The organism is Massilia sp. W12, from assembly GCF_037300705.1.
Taxonomy (GTDB): Bacteria; Pseudomonadota; Gammaproteobacteria; order Burkholderiales; family Burkholderiaceae_D; genus JACPVY01.
Genome location: NZ_CP147776.1, coordinates 2,365,408 through 2,376,980, shown reverse-complemented (window position 1 = coordinate 2,376,980; position 11,573 = coordinate 2,365,408). Strand labels below are relative to the sequence as shown.

The window sequence follows — 11,573 nt, the reverse complement described above, 5'->3', positions numbered from 1 at the left end:
CATTGTTCACGCAACAGCCTCAGCTCAAAACAACACCCGCTGCCGGCTGATCAGCCTGGAAAAATCATCGTGCACAAAAGGCAAAATGGCATCGGCCACCGGTTGCAATTGCTTGCTCAGATAGTGTTCGTAATCTATCCTTGCGCGCCGGTTTTCCAGGGGTTCCGGGCCGTTGACTGTGATCACATAGCGAATCCAGCCGCCGTTTTGGTATTGCAATGGCCGGCCTTGCTGGCGGTTGTAGTCGTCGGCGGCGCGCGCGGCGCGCACATGCGGGGGCACATTGCGCTGGTAGTCTTCAAGCGGGCGGCGTAAGCGTTTGCGGTATACCAGCAAGTCATCGAATTCCCCGCTTTGGGTGCGGGCAATGTAATCCTGCACATAGTGCTGATAGGGTTGCTGACGGAAGATGCGTTCATACAGCGTTTGCTGAAACTGCTGGGCCAGCGGAGTCCAGTCGCTGCGCACGGTTTCCAGCCCTTTGAACACCATTTCCTCCCCTTTTAAACCGGCATAACGTTTCTTGCTGCCCTCTTCCGAGCCGCGTATGGTCGGCATCAAAAAACGCCGGTAGTGGGTTTCATATTGCAATTCCAGCGCGCTTTCCAGCCCGTATTGCTCTTGAATATACTGCGCCAGCCAGGCGTTCACATGCGCCACTAAGCGGCGCCCGATGGCGTCGGCCTCTTGCTCGCTGTGCGCGCTTTTCAGCCAAACAAAGGTGGAATCGGTGTCGCCGTAGATCACGGGATACCCCTGTTCTTCGATCAGCTTGCGCGTGAAATGCATGATCTGGTGGCCGCGCATGGTGATGGATGAGGCCAGGCGCGGATCAAAAAAGCGGCAGCCGCTGGAACCCAGCACACCATAAAACGCATTCATGATGATTTTCAAGGCTTGCGACAGCGGCTTATTCTGCTCCCGCTTGGCGGCGTCGCGTCCGTCCCAGATTTGTTTGACGATGGCGGGCAGGCAGTGTTTGTGACGCGAAAAACGCGCGCCGACAAAGCCTTGCACCGTGTTTTCTTGCGTACTGTCGCCCAGTCCTGTCACCAGCCCCACCGGGTCGATCAAAAAAGTGCGGATGATGGAGGGGTACAGGCTTTTGTAATCCAGCACCAGCACCGAGTCGTACAGGCCCGAGCGCGAATCCATCACGAAGCCGCCCGGGCTGTTCTCGCCCTTCACATCGCCCAGATTCGGCGCCACATAGCCCAAGCGGTGCATGAGCGGCATGTATAAATGCTCAAAAGCCGCCACCGAACCGCCGCTGCGGTCTGCCGCCAAACCAGTGACGCTGGCGCGCTCTAACAAAAAGCGCAGCAAATCGGTTTTGGCGAAAATACGCGTCACCAGCTCGCAATCTTTCAAGTTGTAGCGTGCCAGCGCTGGTTTGTCTTCGGCAAAACGGCGCTCAATTTCCGCCATACGCTGATAGGGGTTGTCGATGGATTTGCCTTCACCCAGCAGGGTTTGCGCCACGAATTCCAGGCTGTACGAGGCGAAGCTCCAGGTGGCCGAGCGCAGCGCTTCGATGCCATCGATGATCAGGCGCCCGGCTGCGGCGGCGAAAAAATGCTGTTTGCTGCCATGCTCGCGCCATTCCATCACGCTGCCATCGCGCCCCAGACGCAGCGGGGTCTGGTAGCGCTCGGCATGCTGTTGCAGCACGCGCAAATCAAACTGCACCAGGTTCCAACCGATGATGGCGTCCGGGTCATGCCGCGCCATCCATTGATTCAGCCGCTCCAACATCTGCGCCCGGCTGGCGCAGTATTCCAAATTGAAATCCAAGTCGGCGTCACTGCCATTGGCCGGCCCCAGCATATACACCTGGCGCTGGCCGCAGCCTTCCAGCGCAATCGAATACAGCTCGCCCTGCATGGTGGTTTCGATATCAAGCGAAGCCAGTTTGAGCTGAGGCCGGTAGTGTGGCGCGGGTTTTAGGGGAGCGTGGCCGCTATGGCCTTGGCCGGCATCTTGCGCGGTATCTTGGCCGGCATCCGGGGACGCATCGTCAAACCAGAGCGGGGCCGTGATGAAGCGCTCCATCAGATAGCGCTCCGGCGGGTGAATATCGGATTCGTACACATCCAGCCCGGCCTGGCGCAAGCGTTTGGCCAGTTTTTGCAAATGGCGATAGCGCCTGCAATACAGGCCCAGCACAGGGCGCTGCTGAAAATCGCGTAATTCCAGCGGGCGCAATTCATAATCGCGCTCCCCTTGCAAAGCCGCTTCAGCCTGCGCGCGCTGCGCAGCGGGCAGGAAGGCCACCGAAGCCGGCGCCAAACGCCGGATCAAGCGCGGCCCCGCATCTGTCGCCAACCAAAACATGATCTCAGTTCCGGCAGCGGTATCGCGCCAATGGCGGGTGAGCAGAAATCCTTGCTGTAGGGGTTCCAAGGCGGTCTTCGGGATGGTTGAAATCAATTGCGCAAGCGGGGTTTATCCGGAGGATATTGTACACGGCTGGCTCAGGTGATTTATTGGCGGGGCAATTGCATAAAGGATTAGCGCCCCCAAGCGCTTCAACAGCGAAGCAATTTGCAGGCAAGTTTGTGGCATGCAAAATTGACAAAATTCAGGTAGGAGCGGCTTTAGCCGCGAATATTTACCGTGACATATCATCCGCCGGTTTTCGCGACTAAAGTCGCTCCTACAGCAAATTCATCGCTTTTCCACACGCTGTCATGCCTGCGTGAATAAGCGGGTATGATGTTGGTGAAAAAATGGTTGACTTCAATTCACGACTGTTTAGTTTTACGCCAATATCTGCCAATTTCCTCATTTTCTATCATGAGTAGCGTAATCGACCCCATGCTCAAGCTCAAACTTCCGGACGTTTTGGCGGAGCAGCTTGAACAATTGAGCAAAGCAACGGGCCAACAGCGTGATTCCATTGCGCTTGCCGCATTACATGAGTACATAGATACCCAAGTTTCGCAGATACAGGATATTCAGGCAGCAGTCGCCGAGGCAGATCGCGGCGAGTTTGCCACCGACCATGAAGTGAATGCATTCTTTGCCCGCTATGGCTGTTAAGTGGACCAAAACTGCACTCTCCAATCTTGCCGCAATTTCCGCCCGTATTGAGACTATCCGTCAAAACAAGACGAAACAATCTGCCGCATCAATCCCCCCTGAACCCACCCTCGCGCCGCTGCCGCAGCTTGCCGCTTTTTTCCGCCTGCGCCAGAATTTCTTTCAGCACCAGCGCCAAACCATCGCCCACTCTCTTCCACCCGGCATTCTGGTTTGGCCGCCAGGTATTGATGGCTTTGCCTTTTTCCGGCAGCGCATTCAAATCTTTGAGTTGCGAACCTGTGCCTGTTTTATTCTCAGTCCAGCGACATTCTTCCACAATCACCGGCACAAAGTGTGCAAGCTTGGCGTCGTGACGCTTGAGGGCGAGCGGGATTTCCTGTTGCGTGATGTATTCCGTACCCAATGCATCGTTGCTCAGTAAGAGCACGATTAAATCCGCCTCTTGCAATTCGGCTTGAATGCGTTCGTGCCAATCTTCGCCGGGGATAATCATGCGGTCATGCCAATGCGCCGCCATCAAACCTTCATTGGCCAAAATCCGTAATTGGTTAACCAGGTTGTCACGCTGGCGCACATTGGCTTTGGAGTAGCTGATAAACACCTTGGGCTTCCATGCCGCATTGCGCGCCGCTTTTGTGTTGTAGGCGTCGTTGACGGCAGCCGGGTCGATCATGCGGCTAGCCTGGCCGGGAATGGTGAGCGGGGTTTGCATGCCGGCTTTTTCGTCAGCCTCCACCACGGCAGTCTCCAGCCAGCGCCCTGCTACCTGAGTTTCCTCAATCGGCGCCAGCCCGCGTATGTCGTCATGGATGGCGCGCATATGGCTGCGGCACAAGCCCGCCAGCTTGCGCCGTGCGGGTTCCTCGCCGGTGACGGTCAGCGTGATCTGGCGCTCACGCGGGTTGGCGCGCAGCAAGGCGCGCGCGCCGTCCATATTCAAAATCACGCCCTTGGCCCATTGCAGGCGCTGGCCGTCTTCTATTTCAATGAACTCGTGCATGCGCACAATCGCCCGCGCCAGCAAGCCTTCGGGCAGCGCTTCATAGCTGTAGCGCAGGCGGGTGGCGTCTTGGCTATTGGCAAGCGGGGCGGCGGCTTTGGGCTGGCTGTCCGGCAAGGCTTGCGGCAGCAGCCACACGGTTTGTCCGGCATGCTCAGCAGCGTAAGCGACTTCAAAACGCTCCATGATTTGCATCAGATAGTCACGCATGGCCGGCTCGGTTTCGTCGGCCAAGACTGTTTCACGGTCTTGCCAAGTGAGGATGCCGGTATTGGTTTCGGCAAAACGCAACATGGCGTACACGTTGTGCGTCAGCCAATTGGCTTGCAGCACGGTGGCTTCACGCAAGCGCGGGTCGCGCCGGTAGTTGAGCGCGATGCCAAGCACATGCAGAATGTCGGCCAAGGCGATTTGGTCTTGCAACTGCGCGATCTGATTGCTTTCACACAGGCTGAGGAAGGCGGCAAACGACAGATGCGGGCTATGTTCGCGGGTTTTAACGATGGCGTCACGGGTGGTGGCCCAGGCGTCGGGGAAGGCTTGGCTCACCCACGCCAGGCTGTCCGTTGTCTGGGTGAGCGTTTGCTTTAATGCAGCAATGCCAAAATTGGAGTGGCAATCGGTTTCAATGAAGCTGACGATGCAGGGATAGCGCTCTTGCAAGACTTCGCGGTCTAATTTGGGGCGGCAGCCATGGTCGTCCCATTTGTTCAGCGTGACGATGACAGGCGGCGGATTGCCCTGTTCATCTTTACCGAAGGCCATAATCAAACGCAGCCAGTATTCGGCATCATCTTCTTCACTGTTTTCGCGGCCGGTGAGCACCAGCACATAGATGCTGCGCTCGCTCAAGAAAAATTGGTGTAATGAGTGCGTGATGACTTGCCCGGCAAAGTCCCACACATGGGCAATGACGGGGCCGGATTGGCAGTCCGGCATGACAAAATCGCATAGCGCAACGCCTGCGGTGCTTTTTTCGATTTTATTGAACGGCTTTCCTTGCAGGGCCCGCACGGTGCTGGTTTTGCCTGCGCCACCCCGGCCCACGATGAGGAGTTTGACTTCATTCAGAGGGCGGGCGCTGGCCTTGCTGCGGGCGAAATAGTAGGCGAGGATGGTTTTCGGGTCAGCCCACTCGTCTTCTTTACCCCAATCATTGCCGCCCAAGATGGCGGCTGGGATGCCGAGATCAGGATTGTCGTGCAGCCATAATCTTTTTAACTGCGTGAGGGCTTGCATGCCGGCGGGGAGTGCTGTCAGGCGATTATCTGTAATGCTTAAGTGGGTCAATTGCAGCAATTGCCCGATTTCCGGCGGCAAGGCGGTGAGTTGATTTTGGTCAAGGTCAAGCACCGTCAGTGCTTTCAGTTGTCCGATTTCCGGCGGCAAGGCGGTGAGTTGATTTTGGACAAGGTCAAGCCGCGTCAGCGCCGTCAGTTTCCCGATTTCCGACGGCAAGGCGGTGAGTTGATTATTGGAAAACGTAAGTTCCATCAGTGCAGTAAGTTGCCTAATTTCCGGTGGCAAGACGGTGAGTTGATTACGGTGAAGGTAAAGCTTCTTCAGCACCGGCAGTCGCCAGAGTTCAGTCTGCATGGCTGTGAGTTGATTGTGGCCAAGGCAGAGCTGCGTCAACCCCGTCAGGTGCCCGATTTCCGACGGCAAAGCTGTGAGTTGATTTAATGTAAGGTCAAGTTTCGTCAGCGTCGTAAGTTGGCCGATTTCCGGCGGGACATGCGTTAAATCTAAGCCGCTTAAATTTAGTTCAGTTCCGCCCTTGCGCCGACATGCCTCAATCCGTCGCACAGCCTCAATATAGCCCTGCCGCGCATTTTCATCACGAATCCCCAACTGATCAGCCGCCGCAGCCGCCTTGCGCACAAGCTGCTCATCCGACTCAACCCCCTGCGCCGCAGTCATCTTCGCCCCCAACCCGGTCTTTTCCATAGTCTCCCCTCTGTATTGACCAAAATTGTAGCACCCGGCATTGCCATCAGGCGCGCAGAATCGTTCTGCGCCTGATGCGCAAAAGCAAGCGCATCCACCCGGATAGAGATCTTCCCAGACAGGGTTAGCGTGCGCATCGCCGCTGCATCGCATGGCAAACAGGCGCCGGCCTGCTTTCAGACGGCAATGGGCGTCGCCTTTCATACTACAATTTATGCGACTTCAACAGCTTCCGCCCTCCCATGCGCCTTGCTTACCTGTCTCTGCTGCTCTGCAGCTTCCTTTTCAGCCCGGCTGGCGCGATCACCCCGACGGCGGCGGATGATGCGATACGCGATCACAGCCATATTTACCGCCCTGTGTGGATCAGCGATGACGGCGCCTGGCGCTTGTCGCAAAATGCAGCGGGTGAGTTATTGCGCGAGGCGATGCAAGACGGCGCCCCCAGCCACCGGGTGGCCCTGGGCGATTTTGTCGGCGCGCTGGCCAGCCATGGCGACGGCATGCAGGTTTGGCTCTTGCGCGACGCCTGCCTGTATTTACTCGATTTGCGCAAGCTGCCCCAGGCGCTGCCGCTCAAACCGCGCAATCCGCAAGGCAGATTGGGCGACTGCAGGCCCATGCCGCCCGCTGCGGGCGATCAGACAGCCTTGAAAGTGCTGCGCGTGGCTGAAAAACTGCATCTGAGCGCAAGTGGCGCGCTGTTAGCGCAACAAAGCCAGCAGAACTATGTGACGGTGAGTGAGGCCGGCAGCGGTAAGCTGTTGCGCAAGCTGCCGGCGGAACACATCGTGCTGGCCTTGCAGTTTGAGCAAGGCGAGCGGGTTTTGCGCATCGTCAGCGCGGGCTTGCAGCAAGAAGATGACAAGGCGCCGGCAATGTGGCGCCTTAACAGCGCACGCTGGGACTTGCGCAGCGGCGCACTATTGCAATTTGCACAACAGCAATTGGCGCTGGATTTTGGGGCCTTGCAAGTCAGCCAAAACCGGCGCCATCTTGTCTGGCATCATCCCGCAGGCGGCATCGCCATGCTGGACATGCACAGTTGCCCACTGCGCACGCACCGCCTGGCTGTGCCGCATGGCGATGTGCTCGGCTTTACCTCTGACCCGCAGGGCGGCTGGCTGGCTGTGCTGAGCAAGTCCGCCAAGCGCAAGCAGGCTGACTTGCACTGGCTGCACGGCGCCACTGGCGCGCTGCTGGCCAGCAGCACGCTGCCCTTGCCAGCGCCACAGCCAGAATCCAACCCGCGTTTGGAAGGCATGCAAGCGGCCCTGTATGGACACGCTGGCGGCCTGCTATGGCGGCCACAAGCCCTGAGTTGGGACACGCCTGAAACTTTGCTGCCATGGCGCCAGGTCGCGCTGCCCAAGGCAGTCGCGGCTGCGGCTGCGGCGGCAGCGCACAGCAGCACAATGGCCCCGTCCGCGCAGCAGCTATGCTTATTGCCGGGCGAAAGCGCGCAGGCGCGCCAGCCGCGCCAACTTAACGCCCCGCCGCCCCTGTGGAGTTTGCCGCTCAGTGCGCGCAACGCATGGTCTGCCGCGCGCAACAGCGCCTGCCTGGACTGGCCGCAGCAAGAGGGCGGCACAGAGGGGCCAGGCGGGCATTATTGGCAACGTTGGGGAGTGGGGCCGGATGGCCGCTTGTGGCTGGATCAGGGCGACAGCTTGCATTGGCTGGACGCGGCGAGCGGCAAAACCCTGGCGCTATGGCCGACCCCGCGCCAGGGCAAGCTATGCAGCACCCCCTCATTTGCGCGCGCCGCCTTTCTCAACTGGCAGGGTGACAGCTTGAGCCTGCGCCCTTTCGCCGCACAGCAGGAGAGCCGGGCACGGCAAGTCATCACACAGCGCCCCGGCTGGCAAGTATTGCGCGCGCAGTGGCTGGGCGACAAGGCGCTGGCGTATTGGCGTCAGGCAGAAAAGCTGCAACTCTGCCTGTATCAGCAAGACGCCATGGGCCGCTGGCGCCAAAGCATCGTAGAGGAACGCGAAGTGGATGCCGGACTGACGCCGCGCGCCATGCTGGACGAGTTTGGCGAAGTCGCGCTTCCGCACACACGCGCCAGCCTGCGGCGCCAACAAGCCGGCCTGCCCGAGCCAGCGCCCGACAGTGCGCAATGGCGCCCCGGCCCGTTTCGCACTGTGCAGCTCATACAAGGCCAGCGCCTGCTGTTATGGCATGGCTTGGACGACGCCCCGGCGCGCGTCAGCCTGGATCTGTTGGAACTCGGCCACGGTCGCGCGATGGATCTGGAAAATCAATTTCTGTACATCCAGCAAGACACAAATATCAGCGTAATGCAGCTGCGCACAGCCGCCGCTGCGCACTGGCGCCACGCCGCCTGGGCTCCGCAGCAGCAGGTTTTATTGTTGGAAAAACAAGAACATGGCGAAAGGCAAGCGCAATACTTGCAGGGCTACAGCCTGGCGGCAGATGAGGCCGGCGGCAAGCCGGGCAAATGAGGCGCGCTTGCGCAGCTGGTGATGGGGCAGGATGTAGTCGTGGCAAATAACAAGGAATGTTTGAGCACGTCGCCGCTCGCGTCACCCGCGGCTTTAATGTGTTTACCGGAGATCAAGCTCCCCTGCCCAGCTTATTTGTCTGCGCTCAGCTGTAATTGCAATCGCTCCAACTCCCGCTTCAACCATGACAGCGGCCTTGTCGTGGCTGCTGAGCAAGCGTTCGTAATACAACACGCCGATTTGCCGCTCCAGCGTGCGCGCGCTCCAATTTTGGCTGATGCTTTCCTCCATATACCAGCGGCGCGCCTCAGGATTGTCGATGCGGATCAGGTGGCGGTAGTGGGTCCAGCTTAATTCGGTACGCACTGCGTTCCAAATCTGAAATTTTTGATAAAAGACGCGCATATTCCGCAAGTTGCGCTCATCAAAGCCTTTGCCATATTCATAACTCAGCTTGTCGGCCAGATGTTTCAACTGCTGCTTACCGTATTCTGCCCTTTGCTCCCCGCCTTGCTCATGTTCCACAATCAGCCGTCCAATATGCCAATACGCTTCGACCATGGCGCGGTTGACCTGGCGCGCCAATTGGCTGCGGGCCTGCTCAATCACTTGTCGAATGTCGCCTAACAGGCGGTTGGGCTGAGGTGTGTGGGTAATGTTCATTGTGTGCTCGAAGATGAGGCGGCAAAAGCGTGGCGCCGCGTGCAGTGCCTTCGATTATACGGTGGGAAAACCCATGCGCGTATCACTTGACAGGCACAGCCAGTCCGGGCGGGCAATCCTTTGCACGCACCCGAATCACGGCAGATCATGCAAAGGAATCCTTCGATACTGCCGCGTCACAGGCGAGGCTGTCAATGGGCATGGTTGCGTAAGGAAAAACCGTGCTTCGACAAGCTCAGCACGAACGGCAAAAAACAATGTGCTCCGATATACCCTGCAGGAACAGTATCATGGACACACACAACAAGACCTCCAGCTTTTCGGGGGCCGTTCGCCCTGAGCCTGTCGAAGGGCATGGTTGCGTAAGGAAAAACCGTGCTTCGATAAGCTCAGCACGAACGGAATCACGGCTTGCTTTCCCCCGCCTGATTGATCTCCTGAGCATTGCGCTCTGCCTTGTCCAGCGCCTGTTGCACACCCTGTTTCGCCTTGTCCACCTGTTGCAGCGTCTCGCGCACCTCCTTGGGCACGTTTTCCATTTGCGCGGCGGCGGAGGCAGCGGCGGCTGATGTGTTGGCGGATGGGCTGGCGCTGTCTGCACCGCCTTTGCAGGCGGCGAGCGGCAAGAGCAGGCAGCACAGGCTGCAGGCAGCGAAAAAATGGCGCATAACGATCCTTTCATGAATTTGCGGCAAAATAATGTGGCGAAATACGCCACATGCAACCGTTCAGATGCAGCAGGCTGATTGTGCCACAGCCAGCTTGCCGCTAACATGACATCCATAAAAGTTGAATAGAGCACAATTATGTATTTTTCACATTTTGGTTTGAGCCAAGCTCCATTCGGCATGACGCCCAATCCCGCCTTTTTTTACGCCGGCGCCAAGCGCGGCGATATCTTGCATGCGCTGTTGTATGCGATTTCGCAGGGCGATGGCATGATCAAGGTGACCGGCGAGGTTGGCAGCGGCAAAACCATGCTCTGCCGCATGCTGGAAGCGCAAATGCCGGCCAATGTCGATGTGGTGTATCTGGCCAATCCGGCGATTGCGCGCGAGCAGGTGGTGTATATGATCGCCAGCGAACTGGGCATCAAGTGCGAGGACATGCGCGCCGATCAGGTATTGCGCTTGTTGCAGCAGGAATTGATTGCGCGCCACGCCAAGGGCCGCCAAACCGTGCTCTTGATTGAGGAGGCGCAGGCGATGTCGCATGACACGCTGGAAGAAATCCGCCTCATGTCCAATCTGGAAACTGCCCACCATAAACTCTTGCAAATCGTGATGTTTGGCCAGCCTGAACTCGACGCCGCGCTGGCGCTGCCGCATATGCGCCAATTGCAAGAGCGCATCACCCACAGCTTTCATGTGCCGCCGCTGGCGCGCAGTGAAATTGCCGATTTTCTGTTTTTCCGCATGGCCCAGGCCGGCTATCGCGGGCCGCAATTGTTTTCCAGATTTGCACTCTGGCGCCTGGGCGCGGTGTCGCAAGGCATTATGCGCCGCATCAATATTCTGGCGGATAAGGCTTTATTGGCGGCGTTTGCTGACAATACCCACAGGATTGGCGTGAAACAAATGCGCGCCGCGATTGCTGACACCGATTTCGCGCGTCAGGCCCGCAGCAAGCGCAAGTTGCCGCCGGCCTTGCTGTTTGCCGGCGTGCTGGGACTGGGCCTGGCGCTGGGCTTAGCCGCAAGCTGGGGCTGGCGCCGCCCTGCTCCGCCGGCGCTGGTGCAAACGCCGCCTGCTGTGCAAACGCCCGCCGCTGTGCAAACGCCCGCCGCTGTGCAAACGCCCGCCGCTGTGCAAACGCCCGCCGCTGTGCAAACGCCCGCCGCTGTGCAAACTCCCGCCGCTGTGCAAACTCCCGTTGCTGTGCAAACGCCCGCCGCTGCGCAAACACCCGCCGCCGTGCAAACACCCGCCGCTGTGCAAACACCCGCCGCTGTGCAAACACCCGCCGCTGTGCAAACACCCGCCGCTGTGCAAACGCCAGCGGCAGACCTTGCGCCGGAAGTGGCGCAAGCCCTGGCCGCTGGCCGGGCTTGGCTTGAGCGGCCTGAAAACGCTCAGCGTTTTACGGTGCAACTGAGTTTGGTGCAAGCGAAGCGCAGTGCGGATTTGCAAGTTTATTTGCAGCGTCTGGCGAAAAAATATCCTGAACATGTCTTAATGCTGTATCCCAGCCAGATCGGCGGCATTGCGCGTTACGGTGTTTTGCTGGGCGATTTCGCCAGCCGCGCGCAAGCCGGGCAAGTGGTGCAAAGCGTCAACGCCGCCGGAGCTGATGGGGCGCAGGCGCGCAGCGTGCCCGGCATCCAGGCGGAAATTACGCGCACCGCCAGCGCTGCTTTGTGGCGTGCGCCGCCGCCATCAGGCGCAGTTTGATGCGGCGCGATGCCGCTTGTTGTATTCCTGCATCTGAGGCTTTATTGCAGCTTGCAAATC

7 protein-coding genes are annotated in these 11,573 nt (G+C 58.7%); 3 read left to right on the top strand and 4 right to left on the bottom strand.

Annotated elements, in window-relative coordinates; translation table 11 throughout:
- Nucleotides 1–24: 24 nt before the first annotated feature.
- Nucleotides 25–2,403, bottom strand: a complete 2,379-nt coding sequence (locus V8J88_RS09625) for a DNA polymerase II (RefSeq protein WP_338849203.1) — start codon at nucleotides 2,401–2,403, stop codon at nucleotides 25–27.
- Nucleotides 2,404–2,712: 309 nt separating this feature from the next.
- Here V8J88_RS09625 and V8J88_RS09620 point away from each other — a divergent pair, with 309 nt between their 5' ends.
- Complete coding sequence (locus tag V8J88_RS09620; RefSeq protein WP_338849202.1) at nucleotides 2,713–3,042, top strand: hypothetical protein; 330 nt, start codon at nucleotides 2,713–2,715, stop codon at nucleotides 3,040–3,042.
- 88 nt (nucleotides 3,043–3,130) lie between these two features.
- Here the strand turns inward: V8J88_RS09620 and V8J88_RS09615 are convergent, their stop codons facing one another.
- Nucleotides 3,131–5,641 (bottom strand): COR domain-containing protein, encoded by a 2,511-nt coding sequence (locus V8J88_RS09615; RefSeq protein ID WP_338849201.1) that lies wholly within the window; start codon nucleotides 5,639–5,641, stop codon nucleotides 3,131–3,133.
- A 593-nt stretch (nucleotides 5,642–6,234) separates the two neighbouring features.
- Between V8J88_RS09615 and V8J88_RS09610 the strand changes: the two genes are divergently transcribed.
- Nucleotides 6,235–8,460: a hypothetical protein gene (locus V8J88_RS09610; protein ID WP_338849200.1), complete on the top strand. Its 2,226-nt coding sequence runs from the start codon at nucleotides 6,235–6,237 to the stop codon at nucleotides 8,458–8,460.
- Nucleotides 8,461–8,562: 102 nt separating this feature from the next.
- Here V8J88_RS09610 and V8J88_RS09605 read toward each other — a convergent pair whose 3' ends face one another.
- Entirely contained in the window at nucleotides 8,563–9,123 is a 561-nt protein-coding gene (locus V8J88_RS09605) for a DUF1016 N-terminal domain-containing protein (protein WP_338849198.1), read from the bottom strand.
- A gap of 404 nt (nucleotides 9,124–9,527) precedes the next feature.
- On the bottom strand, nucleotides 9,528–9,791 hold the full coding sequence (locus V8J88_RS09600) for a hypothetical protein (RefSeq protein ID WP_338849196.1): 264 nt from the start codon (nucleotides 9,789–9,791) through the stop codon (nucleotides 9,528–9,530).
- Between the two features lie 138 nt (nucleotides 9,792–9,929).
- Here V8J88_RS09600 and V8J88_RS09595 point away from each other — a divergent pair, with 138 nt between their 5' ends.
- Nucleotides 9,930–11,513: an AAA family ATPase gene (locus V8J88_RS09595; RefSeq protein ID WP_338849194.1), complete on the top strand. Its 1,584-nt coding sequence runs from the start codon at nucleotides 9,930–9,932 to the stop codon at nucleotides 11,511–11,513.
- The last annotated feature ends 60 nt before the right edge of the window (nucleotides 11,514–11,573 follow it).